Source organism: Kribbella sp. NPDC055110 (assembly GCF_053607525.1).
The window spans coordinates 135,115-160,078 of the sequence record NZ_JBSGTS010000007.1; the positions used below are offsets into that span (position 1 = coordinate 135,115).

General features: G+C 68.6%; 19 protein-coding genes. 9 read left to right on the forward strand and 10 right to left on the reverse strand.

Annotated elements, in window-relative coordinates; translation table 11 throughout:
* Window positions 1-169 precede the first annotated feature (169 nt).
* The 4 genes from ACWF0M_RS13640 (at window position 170) to aceB (ending at window position 6,143) form a co-directional block, all read left to right on the forward strand.
* Window positions 170-3,043, forward strand: a complete 2,874-nt coding sequence (locus tag ACWF0M_RS13640; RefSeq protein WP_452235955.1) for a S8 family serine peptidase — start codon at window positions 170-172, stop codon at window positions 3,041-3,043.
* Between the two features lie 79 nt (window positions 3,044-3,122).
* Complete coding sequence (locus ACWF0M_RS13645; protein ID WP_452235956.1) at window positions 3,123-3,680, forward strand: TetR/AcrR family transcriptional regulator; 558 nt, start codon at window positions 3,123-3,125, stop codon at window positions 3,678-3,680.
* Window positions 3,677-4,534: an LLM class F420-dependent oxidoreductase gene (locus ACWF0M_RS13650; protein ID WP_452235957.1), complete on the forward strand. Its 858-nt coding sequence runs from the start codon at window positions 3,677-3,679 to the stop codon at window positions 4,532-4,534. The genes ACWF0M_RS13645 and ACWF0M_RS13650 overlap by 4 nt, the downstream gene beginning before the upstream one ends.
* A 43-nt stretch (window positions 4,535-4,577) precedes the next feature.
* Complete coding sequence (aceB, locus tag ACWF0M_RS13655) at window positions 4,578-6,143, forward strand: malate synthase A (protein WP_452235958.1); 1,566 nt, start codon at window positions 4,578-4,580, stop codon at window positions 6,141-6,143.
* A 347-nt stretch (window positions 6,144-6,490) separates the two neighbouring features.
* Here aceB and ACWF0M_RS13660 read toward each other — a convergent pair whose 3' ends face one another.
* Window positions 6,491-6,859: a cupin domain-containing protein gene (locus ACWF0M_RS13660; RefSeq protein WP_452235959.1), complete on the reverse strand. Its 369-nt coding sequence runs from the start codon at window positions 6,857-6,859 to the stop codon at window positions 6,491-6,493.
* Window positions 6,860-6,921: 62 nt separating this feature from the next.
* Here ACWF0M_RS13660 and ACWF0M_RS13665 point away from each other — a divergent pair, with 62 nt between their 5' ends.
* A complete protein-coding gene (locus ACWF0M_RS13665) occupies window positions 6,922-7,143 on the forward strand; it encodes a hypothetical protein (protein WP_452235960.1) in 222 nt (73 codons plus the stop codon).
* Window positions 7,144-7,182: 39 nt separating this feature from the next.
* Here ACWF0M_RS13665 and ACWF0M_RS13670 read toward each other — a convergent pair whose 3' ends face one another.
* From ACWF0M_RS13670 to ACWF0M_RS13690, 5 genes are all read right to left on the reverse strand, one after another.
* Window positions 7,183-7,839 carry a Rid family hydrolase gene (locus ACWF0M_RS13670; protein ID WP_452235961.1) on the reverse strand — a complete coding sequence of 219 codons (657 nt, stop codon included), beginning with the start codon at window positions 7,837-7,839 and terminating at the stop codon, window positions 7,183-7,185.
* The gene (locus tag ACWF0M_RS13675) at window positions 7,836-9,416 is read right to left on the reverse strand and encodes an FAD-dependent oxidoreductase (protein ID WP_452235962.1); all 1,581 of its coding nucleotides are present in this window, start codon (window positions 9,414-9,416) and stop codon (window positions 7,836-7,838) included. Before ACWF0M_RS13675 ends, ACWF0M_RS13670 begins: the two co-directional genes overlap by 4 nt.
* 114 nt (window positions 9,417-9,530) lie before the next feature.
* Complete coding sequence (locus tag ACWF0M_RS13680; RefSeq protein WP_452235963.1) at window positions 9,531-10,289, reverse strand: S1 family peptidase; 759 nt, start codon at window positions 10,287-10,289, stop codon at window positions 9,531-9,533.
* A gap of 35 nt (window positions 10,290-10,324) precedes the next feature.
* Window positions 10,325-12,454, reverse strand: coding sequence for a bifunctional polysaccharide deacetylase/glycosyltransferase family 2 protein (locus ACWF0M_RS13685; RefSeq protein WP_452235964.1), 2,130 nt, complete (start codon window positions 12,452-12,454; stop codon window positions 10,325-10,327).
* Window positions 12,451-12,882: a hypothetical protein gene (locus ACWF0M_RS13690; protein WP_452235965.1), complete on the reverse strand. Its 432-nt coding sequence runs from the start codon at window positions 12,880-12,882 to the stop codon at window positions 12,451-12,453. The genes ACWF0M_RS13685 and ACWF0M_RS13690 overlap by 4 nt, the downstream gene beginning before the upstream one ends.
* Window positions 12,883-13,142: 260 nt before the next feature.
* On the opposite strand from ACWF0M_RS13690, the gene glgX reads away from it, so the two are divergent.
* The 4 genes from glgX to ACWF0M_RS13710 all read left to right on the forward strand — a co-directional run bounded on the left by glgX (window position 13,143) and on the right by ACWF0M_RS13710 (window position 19,734).
* Complete coding sequence (gene glgX, locus ACWF0M_RS13695) at window positions 13,143-15,260, forward strand: glycogen debranching protein GlgX (protein WP_452235966.1); 2,118 nt, start codon at window positions 13,143-13,145, stop codon at window positions 15,258-15,260.
* Window positions 15,257-17,653 (forward strand): malto-oligosyltrehalose synthase, encoded by a 2,397-nt coding sequence (gene treY / locus ACWF0M_RS13700; RefSeq protein ID WP_452235967.1) that lies wholly within the window; start codon window positions 15,257-15,259, stop codon window positions 17,651-17,653. The genes glgX and treY overlap by 4 nt, the downstream gene beginning before the upstream one ends.
* Window positions 17,654-17,658: 5 nt before the next feature.
* Window positions 17,659-19,386 carry a malto-oligosyltrehalose trehalohydrolase gene (gene treZ, locus ACWF0M_RS13705; protein WP_452235968.1) on the forward strand — a complete coding sequence of 576 codons (1,728 nt, stop codon included), beginning with the start codon at window positions 17,659-17,661 and terminating at the stop codon, window positions 19,384-19,386.
* 159 nt (window positions 19,387-19,545) lie between these two features.
* On the forward strand, window positions 19,546-19,734 hold the full coding sequence (locus ACWF0M_RS13710) for a hypothetical protein (protein WP_452235969.1): 189 nt from the start codon (window positions 19,546-19,548) through the stop codon (window positions 19,732-19,734).
* Between the two features lie 93 nt (window positions 19,735-19,827).
* Here the strand turns inward: ACWF0M_RS13710 and ACWF0M_RS13715 are convergent, their stop codons facing one another.
* From ACWF0M_RS13715 to ACWF0M_RS13730, 4 genes are read right to left on the reverse strand one after another with little or no spacing between them, the layout of a single operon-like run.
* Window positions 19,828-21,453: a right-handed parallel beta-helix repeat-containing protein gene (locus ACWF0M_RS13715; RefSeq protein ID WP_452235970.1), complete on the reverse strand. Its 1,626-nt coding sequence runs from the start codon at window positions 21,451-21,453 to the stop codon at window positions 19,828-19,830.
* A complete protein-coding gene (locus ACWF0M_RS13720; protein ID WP_452235971.1) occupies window positions 21,450-22,091 on the reverse strand; it encodes a LuxR C-terminal-related transcriptional regulator in 642 nt (213 codons plus the stop codon). The genes ACWF0M_RS13715 and ACWF0M_RS13720 overlap by 4 nt, the downstream gene beginning before the upstream one ends.
* Window positions 22,088-23,359 carry a hypothetical protein gene (locus tag ACWF0M_RS13725; protein WP_452235972.1) on the reverse strand — a complete coding sequence of 424 codons (1,272 nt, stop codon included), beginning with the start codon at window positions 23,357-23,359 and terminating at the stop codon, window positions 22,088-22,090. Before ACWF0M_RS13725 ends, ACWF0M_RS13720 begins: the two co-directional genes overlap by 4 nt.
* Window positions 23,356-24,939, reverse strand: coding sequence for a BTAD domain-containing putative transcriptional regulator (locus tag ACWF0M_RS13730; protein WP_452235973.1), 1,584 nt, complete (start codon window positions 24,937-24,939; stop codon window positions 23,356-23,358). The genes ACWF0M_RS13725 and ACWF0M_RS13730 overlap by 4 nt, the downstream gene beginning before the upstream one ends.
* Between the last annotated feature and the right edge of the window lie 25 nt (window positions 24,940-24,964).

A 24,964-nucleotide genomic window follows, 5' to 3' on the forward strand; every position in this document is an offset into this window, starting at 1 on the left:
ACAAGCCCCAGGGACTGGGAACAAGCAATTGCCCATCCCCACCCCCCGAGGGTTGTTCCCAGTCCGGCCGACGGAGCGTAGTTTCGGGCGGGTTGTAACGCTGAGGGGTGATCCAGCGATTTAAGGCGAGGACCGAAAGTGGTCGGTTCACTCATCTTGGGGGTCCCTGTTGTCCCGTCCCACTCAATTGCTGCGCCTGGTCGTGCCCGCGGCGCTCGTCGCGGCCGGTCTGGTCGCGCTGTCCGGCTCGTCCGGTACCGCCGCGACCTCCGCCGGGCCGAACGTTCCGCACGCGAAGTTCCGTCCTAGCGCTGCTAGCGGTCCCGCGTACGACGCGAAGTCCGTGATCGTGAAGTTCAAGCCGAAGGCGACGACCTCTGCCCGGAAGGCCGCGCTGGCGAAGGTCAAGGGCACGCCCGACGTGTCCGTGACCTCCGACGTGGTCACCGTCACCGGTGACACCCCGGCGCCCGAGCTGCTGAAGAAGGTCAAGGCCGATCCGTCGGTTGAGCTTGCCTCGCTCAACTACATCCGGCAGAAGTCCGCCACACCGAACGACTGGCTCTACACGAACTACCAGAAGTACCTGTCGACCGTCCGCGTCAACAGTGCCTGGGACCTCTCGAAGAGCGCCGGCGACCAGACGATCGGTGTCCTCGACACCGGTGTCGACGCCGGCCACCCGGACCTGGTCGGGCACCTGCTGCCGGGCTACAACACGTTCAACACCGCGCTGGCGCCGAACGACGGCGACGGCCACGGTACGTCGGTGACCGGCATCATCGCGGCCGGTACCAGCAACGGGATCGGCATCGCCGGTGTCGCCTGGAACGCGAAGGTCCGCCCGGTCAAGGTGCTCAACGACCGCGGCGAGGGCGACGACTCGAACCTGATCAACGGCATCAACTGGGCGGTCAAGAACCACGTCCGGGTGATCAACATGTCGCTCGGCGGCGAGGGTGACAACCCGGTCCTGCACCAAGCGATCCAGAACGCGGTCACCGCCGGCGTCGTACTGGTCGCCGCGGCCGGCAACACCGGCTCCTCGGACCTGCACTACCCGGGCGCGTACCCGGAGGTCCTGTCGGTCGGCGCCACCACTCCGGCCGGCGTACTGACCAGCTTCAGCACCTGGGGTGACTCGGTCGACATCGCCGCCCCGGGCACCGACATCACGAGCACCGCGCCCCGCGCGAAGACCCCGGCCGGCTACGAGCCGTACCTGCTCGGCCTCGGCGGTACGTCGTTCTCGTCCCCGATCGTCGCCGGTGTCGCAGCCCTGGTCCGCAACAAGTGGCCGACGCTCACGCCGGCCCAGGTGATGGCGCGGCTGAAGGCGACCGCCCGCGACGCGGGCCCGCGCGGCAACGACCCGTACTACGGCGCCGGCATCCTGGACGCCTACCAGGCCCTCGGCGGCAAATGGACCACGGACTTCCCGCAGGGCACCGCGGACACGAACGACCAGCCCGCCCGCGCGACCGAGCTGACCGCCGGCGTCCCGATCTCCTCGACGATCGGCGTCGAGGGCGACGTCGACTGGTACAAGGTGCAGTCGGACGCGCTCCACCAGGCGCGCATCGAGGTCACCGGCCCGATGTTCGACTCGGGCGCCTACGCGCAGAACTTCGGCCCGGTGGTCTCGGCGTACGACGGGACACTCAAGCCGCTCGCCTTCGTGCAGAACCCGGAGCCCCCGGTGGACGCCGACGGGTACGAGATCCCGCAGCCGCTGACCGCATCGACGTACGTCAACGTCCCGGCCGGGACGACGTACGTCGCGGTCCGGAACGCCAACGGCTCCCGGGACAGCCGCCCGTACACCGTGAAGCTCACCAACGCGTCCGGCACCGTCGGCGCCGCGCCGATCGACCCGTACCCGATCCTGGATGCCTTGCCCGTGGATCTGTCCACCATCCAGAGCACCGAGATCCAGCCGGTTGTCACCTTCGCCCCGGACGTCACCGCGGAAAGCGTCGTCAGCGGCCTGAAGCTGCTGAACGGCAAGACCGGTGCGGTGGTTCCGGCCGGAGTGACCTACGACTCGTCGTCGCACCAGGCGATCCTCACCCCGCAGGCCTCGTTGCTTGAGGCAACGCCGTACAAGATCTCGGCGTCCGGCGTGGTGGGGACCTCGGGTGACCCGGTGCCGCCGTTCACCACGGTCTTCAGCACCCCGGACCTGGTACCGCAGAAGCTGGCCACGTTCACGGGCAGTGGCGCGTACCTGGCCGCGAGCCTCGCCTGGGACATCCCGCCGACGACGGACTTCGGTGAGGTGATCGTACGGCGGAACGTTGGGAGCAAGGCGCCGACGCCGAGCACCGGCACGCTCGTGTACGCGGGCGGCGGGACCTCGGTGAAGAACACCGGCCTCGCGCAAGGTACGACGTACACGTATGCCGCCTGGGTCGTCGACCGAGGCGGTAACTACAGCCCGATCGCGGTCAAGCAGCTGTTCGGGATGAAGTCGGGGATCGGTGTGACGTCGACGCTGATCAACTACGGCGGGGCGATCACGATCAAGGGCAGTACGCTGCGGATCGACAACCTGGCGTACGCCGGGTTGCCGGTGAACGTGTACGTGCGGCCGAAGAACTCATCGAAGTTCACCCTGCTCGCGGCGCTCAAGACGTCGCCGACCGGGACGCTGTCGGTGACGCACAAGCCGCTCGTGTCGTCGGTCTACATGCTGACGTTCCCGGGCAACGCGACCCTGATGGGCACCCGCACCGTCGACGTGACCGTCCAGGTCAAGCCGACGATCTCCGCTGCCCTGTCGCCCGCATCGATCCGCCTCGGCGGAACGACCGCCTTCACCGGGTACGTCGCCCCGGCGCACTACGGGCAGTCGGTCTACCTGCAGCAGTACGGCAGCAAGGTGTGGAAGTCGATCGCCTCCGTGAAACTCAGCACCTCCGGCAAGTACGCCTTCGGCATCAAGCCGGCCGTCCGCGGCCAGATCGCCTACCGCGTCTACTTCCCGGGCGACGCCGACCACGCCCCGGCGTACTCGGTGAACAAGATCGTCACCGTCAGCTGAGGGTTGGGGAGGGCTCTGTGCCGATTCGGGTACAGAACCCTCCCCAACTTCACCTGTACCTGTGGGTACAGTGGGGTGGGTGGAGACGGTCGAGCGGTTGATCCGCAGTACGCAGGAGCTGTTGTGGGAGCGGGGGTACGTCGGAACCTCGCCCAAGGCGATCCAACGCGCTGCGGATGCGGGCCAGGGGAGCATGTATCACCACTTCACCGGCAAGGCGGAGTTGGCGAAGGCCGCGATAGAGCGCTCGGGCGCCGAGTTGCGGGCGGCTGCTGAGGTGCAGCTGGCCGGCGAGGGTACGCCGGCGGAGCGGATCAGCGGATACCTCGGGCGCGAGCGGGACGTGCTGCGCGGGTGCCAGGTCGGACGGTTGGCTGCGGACCCGGACGTCGTTGCGGATCCAGAGTTGCGGGCACCGATCGCGGAGACATTCGAGTGGCTACGTGCACGGTTGGCCGAGGTGGTTGCTGAGGGCAAGCGTACGGGCGACTTTCCCGAGTCCCTCGACCCGGAGCGGACCGCCGCGACGATCGCCGCCGTACTGCAGGGTGGGTATGTGCTCGCCCGCGCGGCCGGATCCACCGAACCGTTCGAGCTCGCCGTCCGAGGACTCGTCGACTTGCTAGGAGCGAAATGAAGATCGGTGCGGTGTTCCCGCAGCTCGAGATCGGCGCGGACCCGAACACGGTGCGCGACTGGGCGACGACTGTGGAGGACGCCGGGTACAGTCACGTGCTCGCCTACGACCACGTGCTCGGCGCCGATCCTTCGAACCGTCCCGGCTGGACCGGGTACACCGACAAGTCCTTGTTTCACGAGGTTTTCGTGCTGTTCGGCTACCTGGCTGCGATCACCACGGAGCTCGAGCTCGTCACCGGCGTACTCGTCCTGCCGCAGCGCCAGACCGCGTTGGTGGCGAAGCAGGCGGCCGAGGTCGACGTACTGAGCGGCGGCCGGCTCCGCCTCGGCGTCGGCATCGGCTGGAACCACGTCGAGTACGACGCTCTCGGCGTACCGTTCGAGAAGCGTGGCGCGCGGTTGACCCAGCAGGTCGAACTGCTGCGCAGGCTGTGGGCGGATCCCGTCATCTCGTACGACGGCACGTTCGACCGGGTCGAGGAGGCCGGGCTGAATCCGCTGCCTGGTAAGGAGATCCCGATCTGGTTCGGCGGCACCGCGGATGCCGTACTACGTCGTACCGGGCGGATCGGCGACGGCTGGATGCCGCAATCGGCACCGGACGAGAAGGCCCGCCAGCAGATCGCGATGATCCGCGAGGCCGCGGAAGCAGCCGGCCGCGACCCACAGTCCATCGGCATCGAAGCGAGGCTGACGCTGGGCGCCGTACCCGAACAGGACTGGCGCTCCTTCGCCGACGCCTGGCGAGCCCTCGGCGCAACCCACCTCTGCATCAACACCATGAACCTGGGCCTCTCCCATCCGGACGAACATGCTCGCGTCCTCCGCGACGTACTGCCGAGGCTCGGCTGAAGGTACCGTCTGGGTAGACCACTACTCACGAGGGAGCCCTTCAGTGTCTGTTGATGTCACCGGCCCGATGAACGCGCGGTACGACGAGATCCTCACCGAGCGGGCGCTCGGGCTGATCGAGACGCTGCATCGTGCGTACGACGGGCGGCGGCGGGAGCTGCTCGAGCGGCGCAAGGAGCGGGTCGCGGAGATCGCGGCCGGGGCGTCGCTGGGGTTCCTGGCGGACACGAAGGACGTGCGGGACGACCCGGAGTGGCGGGTCGCGCCCGCTGCTCCGGGGCTGGTCGACCGGCGGGTGGAGATCACCGGGCCGACCGACCGGAAGATGACGATCAACGCGCTGAACTCGGGCGCCAGGGTGTGGCTGGCCGACCAGGAGGACGCGAACACGCCGACCTGGGAAAACGTTGTCGGCGGCCAGCTGAACCTCCTCGACGCGATCACCCGGCGCATCGACTTCAGCACCGACACGAAGAGCTACGCGCTGAAACCGGACGAGGAGCTGGCGACCATCGTCGTACGGCCCCGGGGCTGGCACCTGCCGGAGAAGCACATCCTCGTCGACGGTGAGGAGACGTCCGGCTCGCTGGTCGACTTCGCGCTGTACTTCGCGGCGGCCGCACAGCTGCAGCTCGGTCGCGGCCAGGGACCGTACTTCTACCTGCCGAAGATGGAGTCGCACCTCGAGGCACGGCTGTGGAACGACGTGTTCTTGACTGCCCAGGAAACGCTCGGTATCCCGAGAGGAACGATCCGCGCGACCGTGCTGATCGAGACCTACCCGGCCGCGTTCGAGATGGAGGAGATCCTGTACGAGCTGCGCGAGCACTCGGCCGGGCTGAACGCGGGGCGCTGGGACTACATGTTCAGCGTGATCAAGACGCACCGGACCCGTGGCAAGGACTTCCAGCTGCCGGACAGGAACAGCGTGACGATGACAGTGCCGTTCATGCGCGCGTACACCGAGCTGCTGGTGCGGACCTGCCACAAGCGCGGCGCGCACGCGATCGGCGGGATGGCGGCGTTCATCCCGAGCAAGGACCCGGCGGTGAACGAGCAGGCGTTCGCGAAGGTCGAGGCCGACAAGACCCGCGAGGCCGGCGACGGCTTCGACGGTTCGTGGGTCGCGCACCCGGGAATGGTCGAGACCGCCCGTAAGGTCTTCGACGCGGTCCTCGGCGAGCGTCCCAACCAGGTCGACAAGCTCCGCGAGGACGTCTCGGTGACCGCTGAGCAACTGCTGGACGTGGCCGCCACGCCAGGCTCCATCACCGAACAAGGACTTCGCAGCAACGTGAGCGTCGCGATCCAGTACCTGGCCGCCTGGCTCGACGGCACCGGCGCCGTCGGCATCTTCAACCTGATGGAGGACGCGGCGACCGCCGAGATCTCCCGGTCGCAAATCTGGCAGTGGCGCCGCAACGAGGTCACGCTCGATTCCGGGGATACGGTCACCACCGAATTGGTCGAGCGGATCGCCGACGAGGAGATCGCCAAACTCGGTACGCCGGAGCGCTACGACGCCGCTCGCGCCCTGTTCCTGGAGGTCGCCCTCGCCGACGAGTACGTCGACTTCCTGACGCTCCCGGCGTACGAACGCTTCAGCTGACCTAGCGTGCGCCGGGAGTTGTCGGCTGCCGCCGACGGGCTGTCTGCGCCGGCTCCGGAGGAGGTTGCGGCTGCGTTCGGGCCGCCATCGCCAACAACCTGCGAGCCCTCCCCGGCAAGCTCGACCACCTCCGACAGCTCACGTCCAGCACGTGATCAAGGGCCGGGTTGGGGAGGATTTCTTCCCGTTTTGGGTGGACGATCCTCCCCAGATGACGGTTTTAGCGGCTAGCGCGGTGTGCCGTCGGCGGGTTGGGAGTGTGTGGAGACACCGGCTGGGGGCTGCGGACAGGAAATACCGGGTGCCTGCTCTCCACGGCCTGTCTCGTGGGTCGGCACACCGTCGGGTTAACGGGGTGGGTCGACGTTGACCGTTGGGATGCCGCCGCCTGCGCGGGCGATTATTGCCAGGGACGGGTCGGCGGTCGGGTTGCTTTCGCGGTGGACGGTGAAGGCCGGCACGTGCACGAAGTCGCCGGCGACCGCGTCGAGGTACTCGTCGGAGCCCTCGAACTCGAGCCGCAGTACCCCTGACACGATGTAAAGGCTGCTCTCGTTGCGGTCGTGGTGGTGCCAGCCGGAGATCGCGCCGGGCTGCGTGACGACCTGGCCGGCCCACAGGATCGGCAGTTCGAAGGCTCGCATCCGGAGCATGCCGGTCGTCGGGTCGGCGGCGACCAGATCACCGGCTTTGATCACACGGACTGGCTCACTCATGGCAATCAGTCTGCCCCGCGCGGGCCGCCCCGGCCATCGGGGGCGGCGCGTAAGGTTCGGCTATGGCGAGGATTGTGTTCCGGATCCGGATGATGAGCGGCGACCACCTGGATGTCATCTACGAGGAGTCCGGGGTGGCGGACGACGTGACTGTCCAGCATGCCGTCACAGCTCTCGCGGGTGACAACGGACTGCTGCGGTGCAGACATGGCGACCGGGACATGGTGCTGTACGCCCGCGGAGTCGCCGCCGTCGAGATCGCACCACTAGGCGCTGTCCTGTAACGCCGGATGCCCTGGCCTAGGTCAGGGCATCCGGCAGGTTCAGCGTTTCGGGTAGGCCGTGTCGACTTCCACCTCGACGAGCCAGCCGCCGACCGGGAGGTTCTCGATCTCCAGGGCGAAACGCGACGGGCGGGCCTTGTTGACCACGAACGGTTTCGCGGGCGCCGCCGTACCGAGGGGGACCGGGACGTAGGCGCCGGTGGTGAGGTCGGTGTTCGCGAAGTACTGGCGGTACGCGCGATTCCATCCGGCGAAGTCGGCGACCGTCGCGCCGGCCGGGTTCTGCAGGAAGACCCGCATCGTGTAGACGTCGGCGTAGGACAGTCCGGCGGCCGCGAGGTTCTCGCCGATCCGCCGGAGTGCGTTGATCCCTTGGGCCTCGGTGATGGTGACGCCCGCGGGCAGCGTCCCGCCCGGGAAGATCGCGGTGTCGATGTACGCCGCCTCGGAACCGGCCGGTGCGCCGGTGTTGAGTGCTGACGGACCGATCCCGCTGGTTTTGTAGATGGGGGTGTTGGCGCCGATCCCGACGCCGGTCGCGATCATCGGATTGGACTGTCCTGCGGGCAGGGCGGGTACGACGGTGCCAGGCTTCGGTGGCTTCGGGCCGTCCCACCAACCCAGAGCAGTACCAGCTCCCGCACTGAAGGAGACGACGACCGCGACCACACCGACGAGGACACGTGATCGCTTCATCGGCTCGCCACCCGGCTGTGCAGGGCGGTCACGGCCGCGCGGGCGGACACCATCGCACCGTGCTGCCAGGCGATGGCGTGCGACAGGTGGTCGCCGGCGAAGTAGATGTTGCCGGTGGCATCGAGCAGCCGGGCGTAGATCCCGTCGGTCTGCGACGGCCAGCTGACCCAGGACGCCTCGGAGTACTTGGTGCCCATCCAGTTCACCGAGAACGACGCCTTCACGTCCTTCGTGTAGACGTCACCGTGCATCTTGGCGCCTTGCATCAGCGCGCGCTGCAGCCGGGCCGGCGGCGTCAGAGCGCCGTACGCGTTGGCGTTGGCGCCGGTGTTGTAGTAGCCGATCACGGTGCCGCGCTCGCCGTGGAAGTTGTACGACGGGTACCAGGTGTTCACCGTGTCGAGGTTGCTGTTGGTGATGCCGCCGTAGATCCGGTGGTCCTCCTCCCACCAGCGGCGGCCGTACTCGATGCCGATCTTGCCCGCGTTCGTCGGCCGGGCGTACTTCAGTGCCTCGACGATCGGCGCGGGCAGGTTGGACGGGACCTTCGCGGCCAGGTGCGGTGGCAGCGTGCAGATCGCGTAGTCCGCGGTGATCATTCTGGTTCGCGACCCGGTCTTGTAGGTGACCTGCACACCGTTGCCGGTGTTGCTCAGCCCGGTCACCTCGGCGCCGTACTGGATCTTGTCCTTGCCGACGGCCCGCTCGAACGCGTACGGGATCCGGTCCATCCCGCCGACGGGCTGGAACATCATCACCGCCTGGTCCCAGCCGAACTCGAACGAGAAGTAGTTCCCGACACCACTGGCGAAGACGTCGCTCAGCGCGTACGGCGCGGCCGTCGTACCGCCTTCCATCCCGGCGCCCGGCTCGACCGTGTAGCCGCGCCGCCCGTCGGTCCCGGTGTAGGCGAACCCGGAGGCCTTGTTCCCGATCGAGCCGAAGCTGGTCAGGAACCCGATCAGCGCCTCCTTGTCGGCCGCCGTCAGTTGGCTGTCGAGCGCGCCCTGATCGGCGGCCGTGGCGAGCAGTTCGGCGACGTACCCGTACACGTCCGCCTTGGCGGTGCGGTGGCGGATCGGCTTGTTCGACAGGCTCGTGGTGCCTTCGCGGTAGAGGTACGCGTCCGCGTTCTGGTTGACGAACGGCTCGATCGCGACGCCGAGCTCGCGGCAGTAGTCGAGCGTGACGTGATGCTGGGGCAGTCGTGCCGGGCCGGCGTTCATGTACTGACCGGACGAGAACGTCGCGCGCTGCGTGTTTCCGGCCAGATCGGTCTCGACGGTGCCGCCGCGAACGGTCCAGTTGCGGCCGCCCGGGCGTTGCCGCGCCTCGAGGAGGGTGACCTTGTAGCCGGCCTTCAGGAGTTCGTACGCCGACGTGAGGCCGGCGATCCCGGCGCCGAGGATGACGACGTGCTTGGCGCCTCGGCCGTTGAGATCGGCCCGCGACGGAGCGGCGTACGCGGGAGTTTCGGCGACGCCCGTGAGGCCGAGCGCCGACATGCTGGAGTAGAGCACCCCCGCCCCACCGGTGATTCCGACCTGCTGCAGGAATTGACGACGAGTCTGCGCCATACCTTCTCCTCACTGGGCAACTGGGTAGCTGACCAGAAAGGTAAGGACATGGTGTTTTGACCGCGTGTCATGACCGTAACGAGGAGACGCTCGTACTGCCAGGTATGTTTCGGGTTAACGAACCTGTTGGAGCACGGCCTTCGCCGCGCCCGCGATCTCCGTGTAGACGCCGGGCTTGCCGGGTTGGGCGCAGCCCTGACCCCAGGAGACGACGCCGAGCAGCCGGCCGTTCAGGACGAGCGGGCCGCCGGAGTCGCCCTGGCAGGCGTCGGTGCCACCCGCGAGGTAGCCGGCGCAGACGTTGGTCGCGGCGGCGTACCCGTTGGAGACGTAGCTCTTGACGGCCAGGCAGGCCTTGTCGCCGAGGTCCGGTACGGCGGCCTTCTGGAGGGTCTCGTCCGGACCGGTGTCCTGCGTGTCACCCCACCCGTAGACAGTCGGTACGGCGCCCGTCCGGTCCGCTCGCGCACGGGTCTCCAGCGGCAGTACCGGTACGCCGGTGAACGGCTTCGCCAACGTCAGCACCGCAACGTCGTACCGGTGGTCCTTGTTGTTGTAGCCCGGGTGGACCCATGCCTTGCTGATCGCCGACACCCGCCCGGCCGACTGGTCCTCGAGGTCCGCCCGCCCCTGCACCGCGTAGTACGTCGACACCGGCTCGTCGATGCAGTGTGCGGCGGTCACGATCTTGTTCGGCGCCACCAGGGCGGCTCCGCAGTACCGGCCGCTCGAGGACATGGACTGCGTGTTGTTCAACGCGATGGCCCACGGCGCCTCGGTCGGGCTCGCCACCGTCCCACCGACGATCACCGGCTTCGCGCCGGCCGTGACAACCAGGAGTACCCCGACAAGTAGTGCAGCCCGCTTCAACATTCCATAACCCTACGTGGGACGACTGTCACAGTAGGTTAGCGGACCTCGGGCCCTACGGGTGCCTGGAGGCTGCCGTAGCGCTCCATGCGTTGCCAGCGGAGCCTGGTGCCGGCCAATGCGGTGAAGACCGACTGGATGACCACGAGGTACATCAGCTGCCGGTAGACGAACTGCTGCAACGGCAACGTCCACAGCGGTCCGGCCCGCTCCCCGTCCAGCCGGAAGGCGTAGAAGCCCATGGCCACCTGCAGTACGACGAAGCCGGCCCAGACCGACAGCACGCGGACCGGGTTGAGGAAAATCAGGCCGTAGATCGCGAACACGTCCACAACAGGTGCCAGCAGCGGCAGCAGTACCTGGAAGAGCATGAGGTACGTCAGACCGCGACGGCCGAACTTCCCGGCCCGACCGCCCTGCACCATCGCCCCGCGGTGCTTCCACATCGCCTGGAGCGTCCCGTAGCACCAGCGGTACCGCTGCCGCCACAGTGCGCCCAGCGACGCCGGCGCCTCGGTCCATGCCACCGCACTCTCCTCGTAGACCACCCGCCACCCGTCCCGGCACAGCGCCATCGTCAGGTCGGTGTCCTCGGCCAGCGTCACGTCACTCAGTCCACCGATCCGCTCCAGCGCCGTACGACGGAACGCGCCGACGGCACCGGGCACAGTCGGCATGCACTCGGCGAGGTCGAACAACCGGCGGTCCAGGTTGAACCCGATCACGTACTCGATGTGCTGCCAGCGACCGAGCAGACCGCGCCGGTTGCCCACCTTTGCGTTGCCGGACACCGCCCCGACAGCGGGGTGCCCGAACGGCTGGATGAGCTTGCGGACGGCGTCCTGCTCGAACACTGTGTCGCCGTCGACCATCACGATCAGCTCGAACCGCGCCGCGCGCAGCCCGGTGTTCAGCGCGATCGGCTTGCCCGAGTTGGCCTGCCGGATCACGCGGACCCCGGGGATGTGCAGTGCCTCGACAAGGTCCGCCGTACCGTCCGTCGACCCGTCGTCGACGACGATCACCTCCAGCGGATGGTCCGAGGCGACGAGCGAGCGGATCGCGGCCTCGATACCGGCACTCTCGTTGTACGCCGGAACGATGACGCTGACCGGTTCCGTCACCGGGGGCCCGTAGCTCCAGTCACGCATCTTCACGTGCCGTCGGGCCGCGATGACCGTGGTGATCGCGCGCAGCACGCTCAGCGCGCCGGCGGCGTACAGCAGCCAGCCGATCAGGGCCATTACGGCGTCGCTGATCCGCATCGCCCAGATCACCGCGAGACCGCGGCCGCGGTCCAGCACACTCGCCTTGCGCGTGGGGTCCGGTAGGCCGACCGAGTCGCTGACGGTGGCGAACCGGAAGCCACGGGCCTTCAGCCGGGGGAGGAGTTTGCTCAACGCCTCGAGGGTCTGACTGCGGTCGCCGCCGGCGTCGTGCATCAGCAGCACCTGGCCGGCTGAGCTGCGCGGCATCGAGTTGGCAATCACCTGGTCGGTCCCGGGCCTACGCCAGTCCTCACTGTCCTGGCTGGTCAGAACAGCCAGGTAGCCGGCCTCCCGGGTCTGCTGGAGTGCTTTCCAGTCGCGGTCGGTCAGCGCGCTCGGCTCGCTCGAGTACGGCGGCCGGAGCAGCGTCGTACTGACACCTGTGGCACCAGCGAGGATCAGTTGGCTCTGCTTGAGCTCCAGCGAGCGTCGCCAGGAGGAGGCGGTCGACAGGTTCGCGTGCGTGAAGCTGTGCACCGCGATCTGGTGACCTTCTGCCACGATCCGGCGGGCCAGGTCGGGGTGCGCGGCGACCGCCGTACCGACGACGAAGAACGTGGCGTGCACCTGCTGTTCCCGCAGCAGGTCCAGGACTCTCGGGGTCCAGACGGGATCCGGACCGTCGTCGAAGGTCAGCGCGATCGTGCGGGCCTTCGGTGACACGGACCGGGGAGTGCCGTCGCCGGCGTCGATGACCGGTCCGCCGGTGACGATCTGCCGCGGCACCGATCCGGTTCCGCCGGTCGGCTGGACCGCGCCGTCGGGCGCCGTACCGAACATGTGGTGCGTGTAGCCGTTCAGCAACAGCATGCTGGCCAGACAGACCAGCAACATGGTCAGCACGATCCAATGCGTGCGAAGCGGGACCTGCTTGGCCCGCCGCGCCGGGGCTCTGCTCACGGGGTCGGCGTCTTGGTCTTACCGGGCGGAGCGGTTGGCTTGTTGCCGTGCGTCGTGGTCGTGGTCGTCGGCGTCGGTGTGGGGGTGGCCGTCGGCGAGTTCGTCCGGCCCGGCGGTGTGGTCGTGGTGGTCGTCGGTACGACGGTCGGCGGCGGCACCGGCGTCACCGGCGGGATGCCGGTCGGCACGGTGGTCGGACCTGAGGTCGGGCCGGCAGTCGGTACGCCGGTGGGGGTCGTCGACGGACTCTGCGGGGTGGAGCTTTCGCTCGGCCCGTCACCCGGCGTACCGGAAGTGTTCGTCGGCCGGGCCGACTCGATCGCGATCTCGGCCGGCGGGGCGGTCGGCCGGTGCTTGGTTTTGGCCGCCTCGGGGAGCGGGATGAGCGGGGTATCCATCCGCGGCCCGCCGAGAAGACTACTGACCATGAGGATGATGTAACCGACAGTAGGTACCGCGAGGAAGATGCCGGATCTTCGGATGGTGCGGCGGCGACGGCCGGTCGCATCCAGGAAAACCGGCCGCCGGGGGGAATGCGGTTTCACAAGGGCGAGAGCTTAGCCGAATCGAGTGAAAATTGGGACGTTCCAAGACTTGCAACAAGCTGCAAGCCCTTGCCCGGTGAATTCTCGAAACCGAAACACCAGGCGGTGCGGTGGCTGGGGTCCGGGGTGGCTACTGTCGTCAGGTGCAGAAATGGCCTGGTCGTTCTTACCCTCTCGGCGCCACGTTCGACGGCGCCGGGACGAACTTCGCGGTGTTCTCGGAGGTTGCCGATCGAGTGGACCTGTCGCTGGTCGGTGACGACGGCACCGAGCAGTTGGTGCAGCTGACCGAGGTGGACGGGTTCGTCTGGCATGCGTACCTGCCGGGAGTGCAGCCGGGACAGCGCTACGGCTTCCGGGTGCACGGGCCCTACAACCCGGACGAAGGCGACCGGTGCAACCCGTCCAAGCTGCTCCTGGACCCGTACGCGAAGGCTGTCGACGGGCAGATCGACGGTGACGAGTCGCTGTTCAGCTACCGGTTCGCGAAGCCGGACGAGCTGAACACCATGGACAACCGCGAGCACACGATGCTCTCGGTGGTCACCAACCCGTTCTTCGACTGGAGCAACGACCGCCCGCCGGGCCACGCGTACCACGAGACCGTGATCTACGAGGCGCACGTCAAGGGCCTCACCAAGACCCATCCGGGGCTGCCGGAGAACATCCGCGGCACGTACGCCGGTATCGGGCACCCGGCGATCATCGAGCACCTCAAGGAGCTCGGAGTGTCCGCGATCGAGCTGATGCCGGTGCACCAGTTCGCCCAGGACGGCCACCTGCAGGAGCTCGGCCTGTCGAACTACTGGGGTTACAACACGATCGGCTTCTTCGCGCCGCACAACGCCTACTCGTCGACCGGTACCCGCGGCGAGCAGGTGACCGAGTTCAAGGCGATGGTGAAGGCGCTGCACGAGGCGGACATCGAGGTGATCCTCGACGTCGTCTACAACCACACCGCCGAGGGGAACGAGTTCGGTCCGACCCTGTCGTTCAAGGGCATCGACAACGCGGCGTACTACCGCCTGGTCGACCAGGACAAGTCGCACTACTACGACACCACCGGCACCGGCAACAGCCTGCTGATGCGGCACCCGCACGTGCTGCAGCTGATCATGGACTCGCTGCGCTACTGGGTCACCGAGATGCACGTCGACGGCTTCCGCTTCGACCTCGCGGCGACGCTGGCCCGCCAGTTCCACGAGGTCGACCGGCTGTCGGCGTTCTTCGACCTGGTCCAGCAGGACCCGGTGGTGAGCCAGGTGAAGCTGATCGCCGAGCCGTGGGACGTGGGCGACGGCGGGTACCAGGTGGGCAACTTCCCGCCGCTATGGACGGAGTGGAACGGTAAGTTCCGCGACACCGTGCGGGACTTCTGGCGGGGTGAGCAGTACACCTTGGCCGAGTTCGCCTCCCGGCTGACCGGCTCGTCGGACCTGTACCAGGACGACAGCCGCCGGCCGCTCGCGAGCATCAACTTCGTCACCGCCCACGACGGCTTCACGCTGCGCGACCTCGTGTCCTACAACGAGAAGCACAACGAGGCGAACGGCGAGGGCGGCAAGGACGGCGAGAGCCACAACCGCTCCTGGAACTGCGGTGTCGAGGGCGCGACGGACGACCCCGAAGTACTGCGATTGCGCGCCAGGCAGCAGCGCAACTTCCTCACCACGCTGCTGATCTCGCAGGGCGTGCCGATGATCGCGCACGGCGACGAGCTCGGCCGGACGCAGAGCGGCAACAACAACGTCTACTGCCAGGACAACGAGATCGCCTGGGTGGACTGGGCGCTCGGAGAGCCGCAGAAGCACCTGCTCGAGTTCACCCGGTCCGTGGTGCGCCTGCGCAACAACCACCCGGTGCTGCGGCGCCGCCGCTTCTTCCACGGCGACACCGGCATCGACGGACTCGGTGACCTGGTCTGGTTCGCGCCGAAGGGCGCCGAGATGCAGAACGGCGACTGGCAGCAGAACGACGCCCGGGCGATCGCGGTCTTCCTGAACGGCGACGCGATCTCCGAGCCGGATCTCCGCGGCGAGCCCGTGGTCGACGACTCGTTCCTGATCCTGCTGAACAGCAACTACGAACCGGTCGACTTCCTCCTGCCACCAGAGGAGTACGGCGAGAACTGGACGGTCGTCGTCGACACGACGAGTGCCACCGGTGCCGGAACCGACGAACCACACGCTGCGGGGACCACGGTCCCGCTGGAGGCCCGCAGCACGCTGGTCCTGACCCGCCCGAGGCAGGCTGCCGGATGAGGGCGGTCCCGGAGGCCACCTACAGGTTCCAGCTCCGCGCTGAGTTCGGCTTCGACGCCGCCGCCGCGGTAGTGCCGTACCTGGCCGGCCTCGGGATCTCCCACGCGTACCTCTCGCCGATCCTCCAGGCCGCACCCGGTTCCACCCATGGGTACGACGTGGTGGACCACAGCCGGCTGTCCCAGCCGATGGGCGGCCGTCCCGCGTTCGAGCGGTTGTCCGCACAGCTCACCGAGCACCGCATGGGTGCTGTCGCGGACGTCGTACCGAACCATGTCGCCGTACCGACGCCGGAGAGTCTGAACAAGGCGCTGTGGTCGGTGCTGCGGCTCGGGCCTGGTTCGCAGTACGCGGACTGGTTCGACGTCGACTGGGGTGCAGGGAACCAGCCGTTGCTGATGGCGGTGCTGGGGCAGCGGATCGGGAAGGTGCTGGCGGACGGCGAGTTGTCGGTCGACGGCGACGTACTGCGGTACTACGACCACGAGTACCCGCTGCGGCCGGGGACCGAGGAGCTGCCGATCCAGGAGCTCGTCACCGAGCAGTGGTACCGCCTCGCGCACTGGCGAGTCGCTGACGAGGAGCTGAACTACAGGCGGTTCTTCGACGTCGACACGCTCGCCGCAGTACGTCAGGAGACGCAGGAGGTCTTTGACGCGACGCATCAGCTCCTGCTCGCGCTGCTGCACGAGGGCAAGCTCAACGGCTACCGGATCGACCACCCAGACGGTCTCGCGGACCCGCGTGGCTACCTGCGCCGGCTGGCCGAGCGCACCGGTGGCGCGTGGGTCGTGGTGGAGAAGATCCTGGAAGGCGACGAGCAGCTGCCACGCGACTGGCCCTGTGCCGGCACCACCGGGTACGACGCCCTGCTGCGCGTCGGGGGCCTGTTCGTGGACCCGGCCGGCGCTGCACCGCTTGCAGCACTCCACTCGGAGCTCACCGGTGCACCAGCCGACTTCGGGCCGGTGGTGGAGGAGGCGAAGCGCGAGATCGTCCAGCACGGGCAGTACGCCGAGGTGCATCGACTGGTCGAGTTGCTGGCCCGCATCTGCCAGGACGACGTACGACTGCGTGACCACACCAGGCGGGCGTTCCACGAGGTCATAGCCGAGTTGCTCGTCCATTTCGATGTCTACCGCGCGTACGTCGTACCAGGTGAAGAAGCGCCCGCTACTGCGGTTGCGGCGATGGAGCGTGCAGCCGAGAAGGCACGGGCCAATCTCGACGAGGACCGGCAGGAAACGCTGGACGTAGTACTGCACCTCCTGCTGGGACGTGAGACGAACACGATCGACGAGCAGGCGCGGGCCGAGCTGATCGTGCGCTTCCAGCAGACCTGTGGGCCGGTGATGGCCAAGGGCGTCGAGGACACCGCGTTCTACCGCTGGCTGCGGCTCACGTCGCTCAACGAGGTCGGTGGGGACCCGGAGCACTTCGGTGTCACGCCGGAGGAGTTCCACGCGTACGCCTCCCAGCTGAACCGGGACTGGCCCAAGACGATGACCACGCTGTCGACTCACGACACCAAGCGCTCCGAGGACGTCCGCGCGCGTCTCGGCGTACTGTCCGAGCAGCCGGCCGCCTGGTCGGAGGCGGTACGTGAGTGGCGCAGGCTCTCGGAAGACCACCGGAGCCCGTTGCTGGACGGCGCCACGGAGTACCTGTTCTGGCAGACGCTCTTCGGCACCTGGTACGACGGACCGCTCGCTGAGGACCGTCTACAGGCCTACCTGCTCAAGGCGATCCGCGAAGCCAAGCGGCACACTTCGTGGACGTCACCGGATGATGAGTACGAGCAGACCGTTGCAGCCTTCGCGACCGCGGTCCTGCACGACAAGACCGTGCTCGACTCGGTACGCCGCTTTGCGGACGAGCAGACCGACTACGTGCGCGCAGCCACGCTCGGACAGAAGCTGGTGCAGCTGACAATGCCCGGCGTACCGGATGTGTATCAGGGGACCGAACTGGTCGATCTGTCCCTCGTGGACCCCGACAACCGACGTCCCGTGGACTACGAGCAGCGCATCGATCGGCTGCAGCGTCTGGACGACGGCGGCAAGCCGGAGGACCTGTCCGACGAGAAGCTGCTCGTCACGTCGCGGGCGCTCCGCCTCCGCCGCCAGTACCCGGAAGCCTTTGCCGGCAGCTACACGCCGCTCCCGACGTCAAACGGACATGCGGTTGCATTCGCTCGTGGAGACGCAGTCATCACCGTGGCGACCAGACTGCCGGCCGCACTGCAGCGTCTGGGCGGCTGGGGTGAGAGCACGGTCGTGCTGCCTGCAGGCCAGTGGAAGAACGTGCTGACCGGCCGGGACGTCGGTAGCGGCGCTGCACGGATCGTCGACCTGCTGACTGACCTGCCGGTTGCCCTGCTGGTCAGGAGCTGACAGTCATGCACACGTTCCGTGTCTGGGTACCCGAGGCGACCAACGTCGACCTGGTACTGCGGGACGGTGTACTGCCGATGCGGTCCGTCGACAACGGCTGGTGGGAGCGCCAGGTGATCGAGGCGCACCACGGCACCGACTACGCGTACTCCGTCGACGGGAGCGACCCGCTACCCGATCCACGCAGCCCCTGGCAGCCGGACGGCGTGCACGGGTTCAGCCGGGTCTTCGACGCGGACCGCATCGACTGGAACGACGACAGCTGGACAGGTCGCGACGTACGCGGTGCTGTCTTCTACGAGCTCCACCTGGGCACGTTCACGTTGGAAGGCACGCTGGACGCGGCCGCCGAGCACCTGGACTACCTGGCCGTGCTCGGCGTAGAGGTGGTCTCACTGCTGCCGGTCGCCGCGTTCCCCGGCGTACACGGCTGGGGGTACGACGGCGTGGACCTCTACGCCGTCCACGAGCCGTACGGCGGCCCGGAAGCACTGCAGCGGTTCGTGGACCGGTGTCACGACGCCGGGCTGGCCGTCTGTCTCGACGTCGTCTACAACCACCTGGGCCCGAGCGGGAACTACCTGGCGAGCTTCGGTCGGTACTTCACCACTCGCCACACCACTCCTTGGGGTCCCGCGGTCAACCTCGACGACACGGGCAGTACCGAGGTACGACGGTGGATCTGCGACAACGCACTGCGCTGGTTCCGCGATTTCCACATCGACGTACTGCGTCTGGACGCCGTCCACGCGCTGGTCGACGACAGCCCGACCCACCTCCTCCAGCAGCTGTCGACGGAGACCGCCGCGTTGTCCAAGGAAGTGGGACGGCCGCTGGGGCTGGTGGCCGAGTCCGATCTCAACGACCCCCGCACCGTCGAGCCGGTGTCGCAAGGCGGGATGGGCATGACCGCGCAGTGGAGCGACGACTTCCACCACGCACTGCACGCGCTGCTGACCGGCGAGCGCTTCGGGTACTACGTGGACTTCGGGGATCCGGCTGTGTTCGCGAAAACGTTGACGCGGGTGTTCCTGCACGACGGGACGTACTCGACGTTCCGCGGCAAGTACTGGGGCCGGCCGGTCGATCCACGCAAGCAGCGTGGTGACGAGTTCCTCGTGTACACGTCGAATCACGACCAGATCGGCAACCGGGCGCTGGGTGACCGCCCGGCGCTGACGCCGGGGCAGCTCGCGATCGGCGCCGCGCTGGTGATGACCTCGCCGTACACGCCGATGCTGTTCATGGGCGAGGAATGGGGTGCGTCGACGCCCTGGCGGTTCTTCACCGATTTCACCGAGCCGGCGCTGGCCGACGCGGTGCGGACCGGCCGGCGGCGGGAGTTCGCGGAGTTCGGCTGGGACGCGGACGAGATCCCGGACCCGCAGGACCCGCAGACTTGGCGGAGCTCGGTGCTCGACTGGTCCGAGCTGGACGAGACGCCGCATCGCGACGTACTCGCCTGGTACCGGCACCTGCTGACGTTCCGGGCCCGGATGCCGGAGCTGCGCGACGACCGGCTCGAGTCCGTCGGGATCGCGTTCGACCCGGCCGGGGCCTGGCTGGTGGTGACCCGCGGCAGCCTGCAGGTGGTCGCGAACCTGACCGCGTCCGAGGCGGTGGTACCGGTCGACGCGGTCCCGGAGTACCTGGTGATGTCGTTCGCCGGGGCCGAGCTGATCGCCGACGGTGTCTTGTTGCCCGCTCACGGCGTCGCGATCCTCGCGGTCTGAGAGTTTCTTCACAAACAGCACGTTTGTGGGTCAATCCAACACAAGACGGCGTTCGAGCGTGTTGATCCGTGGTGATTTCCGGAATCGCTTGCTGCGGGGGCTCCGGTGACGGACTGTTGATGAGCCAGCAGGGGACGGGGGGTTTGACGGGAGGACCGGATGACAGTCGGAGGCGTCGACACCTACTACGATTACGAAGAGAAGCAGTGGAAGAGCCGGAAACTGGGTGGCGGCCCGATCCGCCGCGGCCCCGTCTGCCCGGCCCCACGCACTCCGGACCACGCGGTGCACGACACCCGCTCCGAGCACCGTCGCGACCACGACGTACCCAAACACACTCTCAACTGAACCCACCCGGTGGCAGGGCCCGCCAGACCAGGTCACCGCTCAACTCCAGCGGCCGTCGCACCAAACCCCGACGGCCGCTGTGGCCTGCCCTGTTCAGCCGGCGGCGGTGATGACGTCGGCGGCCAGGAGGGCGCGGAGTTCGTCCATCGACGGGCGGCGGCCGAGGGCGCGGAGGCGTTGGGACTGGGCTTTGCGCATGCCTTCCACCAGGCGGCGGGCCTCGCGGGCGTTGCCGAAGTTCGGGCCGTCGGCGATCCGGTCGAAGTACGACGTCAGCGGCACGCCGGCTGCCGGGTCGAGGAGATAGTCGCCGCCGGCAACCATCCGGTCGGTGATCAGCAGCAGCTCCTCGGCGCTGTAGTTCTCGAACTCGATCGTCTTCGAGAACCGGGACGCCAGGCCGGGGTTGGCGGCCAGGAAGTCGTTCATCTCGGCGGTGTACCCGGCGACGATGATCGCGATCTCGTCGCGGTGGTCCTCCATCAGCTTCACCAGCGCGTCGATCGCCTCCTGCCCGAAGTCGCCGTTCCCGGCCGCGCGGGACAGCGTGTACGCCTCGTCGATGAACAGCACGCCGCCGAGCGCCTTCTCGAAGACCAGCGCGGTCTTCTCCGCGGTGTGCCCGATGTACTGACCGACGAGGTCCCGCCGCGACACCTCGATGAACCCGCCGTCCGGCAGTACGCCGAGCGCCTTCAGCAGCTTCCCGTACAACCGCGCGACGGTGGTCTTTCCGGTCCCCGGCGCACCGGCGAAGATCAGGTGGTGGCTGACCGCGCCGATCGACAGCCCGGCGGAGCTCCGCCACTCGTTGACCTGGATCTCGTCGACCAACGCCCGTACCTCGGCCTTCACGCCGGGCAGCCCGACCATCGTGTCGAGTTCGCCGAGTAGATCGTCGACCGGGCCGTTCTCGGCCGACGCCGTGCTCTGCTCGATCACCTCGACGGTGCTGCCTGCCGCGATCGACAGCGCGGGCTCCGCGGTGTTCGTCGCCCGCAGCCCCTCGACCGCCCCGCCGCAGCCGGGCGCGAACGTGATCGCCGGCCCACGAGTGTCGTGAACGACAGGACGGCGGACCGTCGGCGTACTGCCGTGCGCGACGCCGATGCCTTCGGTCCCGGTCCGGCCGATCTCGACGTCGACGAGTTCCGGCCGGCTGTACTGGTAGATGTATACGCCGCGTCCGCCGCAGCCCGTGATCGTGCAGCCGCGGATCAGCGGATCGGCGCCCAGGGCAACGACTATGCCGTCGCCGGAGATGTCCCGGACGGTCGTGTCCAGGATCTGCCCGCCGGCGCCCTCGACGACGATTCCGGTCTCCGCGCCGCGCACCGTGCAGTGGTCGATGATGAAAGAGGTCGAAGCGTGCACGCTGACCGCCGGCCGCGTCCGCCCGACGACGGTGCACCGCGTGAGCGTCAGCGCCGTACGGTCGGCCGAGACCGCGATCCCGTCCGTCGCGCGGATCTCCAGTCCACGCAGGGTCAGAGTGCCGTCGACGGCGCGGATCGTCGGCCAGTCGGCGCCTGATCCGTCCAGTACGACGTCCGCGCCGTCCTCGGCCTGCAGCGTCACCGAGCGCCCGGTGAGCTCGAGCGTCTCGGCGTACGTCCCGGCCGCGATCGCGACTGCGGACCCGTCCGGCGCATCGAGAAGCGCGGCGCCAACGGTCTGATAGGCGCCGGGACGGTCGGCGGCGACGGACAGGATCCTCATGACGCGCGCTCGAGGAGCCAGCCGCGGTCGGCAGCCTTGACGCCGGCCTGGAAACGGCTGCGGGCGCCGAGGCGGTTCATGATCTGCGCGACCATCCGGCGTACCGTCCGGACCGAGATGTCGAGGTGCGCCGCGGCCACCTCGTCGGTTGCGCCGAGCGCCAGCAGCCGCAGCATCTCCTGCTCACGCAGCGACAGGTCGGCCTCGTCGGGCAGGTCGCTGTCGGCGAGCGGTACGGCGTCCGGCCAGATCCGCTCGAACAACTCCAGAGCGGTCACCACCACGCTGGTCAGCCGCAGTACCGCGATGCTGCCGTTGGTGGAGTCGGCGGGCAGTACGGCGACCGAACCGTCGATCACGATCGCGTTCATCGGCACAAGCGGGATCGTTCGTACGGCGACACCGGAGAGCGACAACGCCCCGAGGTGCCGGCCGACGGTCGGCGTGGTGCGCGCGTGGTCGGGGAAGATCGCCCGGTAGCGCACCCCGTGCTTGACCTCGCGCGGCCCGAACGTCGGACCGGCCAGGGTGCTCATGGTCATCACCTCGTCCTCGGCGGACGCGAGCAACTCCGCAAGCCCACCGTGGGCGGGAATCTGCTGAAAGCCAGAGGGGCGGTTGAGCATGGTTACGGTCATGAGAGAGGGACCCCCAGAGGTAGCGTGGCGGCGACGCCGGCGGCGTGCCGCCCGTCGAGGCGTTCGGGCTCGACCCCGAAGGAGCGGGCCAGCGTGGTCAGGACGGAGAACGCCGTGTCGAGCGTGGCCGGATGGGATGCGGCCAGGCGGAGTACGACGTCGTGGCGGGCGGAAGTCGAGTGGGCGGAGCTGGAGGTGGCGGTGACAGCGATCGTTTGCGCGGCACCGGTTCCGGTTCCGAGCATCGTGCCGATCAACGCCTGAGTAGTTGCTGCAGGCAAGGACGCGGATCCGGCCAGTCGCACGGACAGCTGCCGGACCGGACCGCACGACCACGAGGTCCAGCGTTCGTGAAGTTGTCCGCGGCCGGCGTTCGCATGGGCCAGCGCGCCGAGGGACGCGAGTACGTCGGACTCGTCGAGCGGCATGTTCTCGATCTGCTCGCGGTCGAACCGCCGGACCAGTCGACGGACCGTGTTGGCGAGCACCTGCCGCAGCTGCTCGTCGGTGGCGATGTCCGGCGTCCGCTCGGCCGCGACCGCGATCCACGCCCGCGGCGGCTGGTTCTGCTTCACCCCGGTGTGCAGGATCAGCTGTACGCCGATGGCGACCGGCTGCTCGTCCGACGCCTCCGCGAGCTGCCCCAGTTGCGGCAGCAGCCGGTACTGCGTGTCCGGACCGAGCCGCAGCGCGACACTCGCACCGGCAGGTCGACTCAGAACGCCGTACGGCTGCTCGCGGACGACCACCTGATCGGTCGAGGTCCGGCCGTGGAACGTACTGACCAGCCGGACCGCGATGTCCTCGCCGAGGTCGTGCTTGCGTCGCCGTACCAGGAACACCAGCAGGACGCCCGCCCAGCGGTACAGCCAGAGGCCGCGGATGCGGACGGCTGTGAGCAGGACCAGTGACACAGCGGCGACCGAGGTCAGGATCAGTACGGTCCGGGACGCGGTGGTGGCCGCGCCGACCGCCACCACAGCCAGCTGCCAGCAGATGATCTGGCCGACGTGGACTGCCCGGTCCGGTAGCTCGACGGTGTCGGCGACCGGCGCCGGAGCGGGCGGCTCGGCGGCCAGGTGCAGCTTCTGTTCGGACGGCTTCACCGAGCCGACCGACGCGATCAGGGTGCGCGTCGGCGGCTGCTGCACCCTGGGCTGAGCTAGCGGCGTCCCGACCGCGGTCGCCTGCGGGAGGGTCGTGGTGGTCGCGGCGTACTCGGCCTGGCCCTCCTGCTGAGGTGCCGCGCCGTACGCAGCGGACTTCATGCGACCAGCTCCGCTTTGGGTCCGGCGACGACCAGGAGTTGGCCGGTGTGATCGCGGACGATCGGGTGGAGTTCGAAGCGTCCCGGTGCCGGCTCGGTGACCAGGTTGAGGTCCATCAGCTGATCGATCATCAGTTCGGCGTCGGACTGGCTGGTGCCGGCGAGCCGGGCCGCCTGGCGCAGATCGAAGCGCGGCGTCATCCCGATCAGCCGGTACAGCCGCTGGACCGGGCCGGGGAGCGCGTCGTACGCGGCGTCGAAACGGGCCAGGACCTCGCCCAGCGCCTGGCACCGCGCCGCCTGATCCTCGAGGCGGGCGGCCATCCGCGCGACGGTCCACGGCTGCCGGTTGCGCAGTCGCTCGACCAGGTGCCGGATCGCGCCCGGGTGTCCGCCGCAGCAGCTCAGGATCTGTTCGAGGTCGGTGAGTTTCGCAGCCTCGTCCGGCCTCAGTACGTCGAGTGTGAGCGCCGCCGTACGGTCGAGATCGGCGAGCCGGCGGCGGCTGATCACCAGCACCAGCGCGCGCGGGTCGTTCGGCAGCAGGTGCCGGATCTGGTCGGCGTGCTCGACGTTGTCCAGGATCAGCAGTCCGGTTGCCGACGGCAACGACGTGGGGCGGTTCAGGTCGACGTACTGCTGGGTCTCGAAACCGGACGCGGCGGCGACCTCGAGCGCGAACGTGGTCTTGCCGATGCCTGGCATCCCATCGATCGTGACCACGCCGGTGGCGCCGCGCAGGGCGCGCAGTTCGGGACCGCGGCCGACGAAGGTGCGGACCCGCGGCGGCAGATTCGAGCTGACCGGCGGGACCGCGGGAGACTCCTCGCTGAGGATCTGCTGGTGCAGCGCGGTCAGCTCGGCGCCCGGCTCGATCCCCAGGTCGCGGACCAGCGCGGTCCGGGCCCGCTGGTACGCCGCCAGCGCGTCGTGCCGTCGCCCGACCTGGCGGTACGCCGCCATCAACCGGGCCCACGCCAGCTCCCGGAGCGGCTCCTCCTCGGTCAGCGCCCGCAGTACGGCGATCGCCTCGGCGGGCCGCTCCAGCAGCAATTGTGCGTCCGCCAGGTCCTCGCGGAGTGCCCGATGCAGCTCGGTCAGCCGGTCCACCGCCGACGTGGCATCGGCCGTCAAACCGTCGTACGGCGCACCGCGCCACAGGCTCAGTGCGCGCTGGACGACCGTGACCGCCTTCGCCGCAGCCCTGTCCCTGAGCAGTTCGCGCGCCTCGTCGCACAGGGCGGCGGCGACATCGGCGTCGAGCTCACCGGGCAGGACGCGCACCCGGTACGCGCCCGGGCGGCTCTCGATTCGCTCCTCGGGAAGCGAGCGGCGGAGCTGCCAGACGTACGTCTTCAGGTTGTTCTGTGCCGAGGCCGGCACGTCCCGGCCGGCCCAGACCGCGTCCACGAGCTGCTCGGTGCTGACCCAGGCGTTGCGGTGCAGCAGGAGCAGGGTCAGCACGGTCGCCGGCTTGCCGCCGCAGAGGTCCAGCGGGTGTCCGTCGGGCCCGTCGACCTCGAGCGGGCCCAGCACCCGGAAGCTCAACCGGTCTGGTGTGTGCGCTGCGTGACCGTTCATGACACATACGATCCGGGGAGACGAT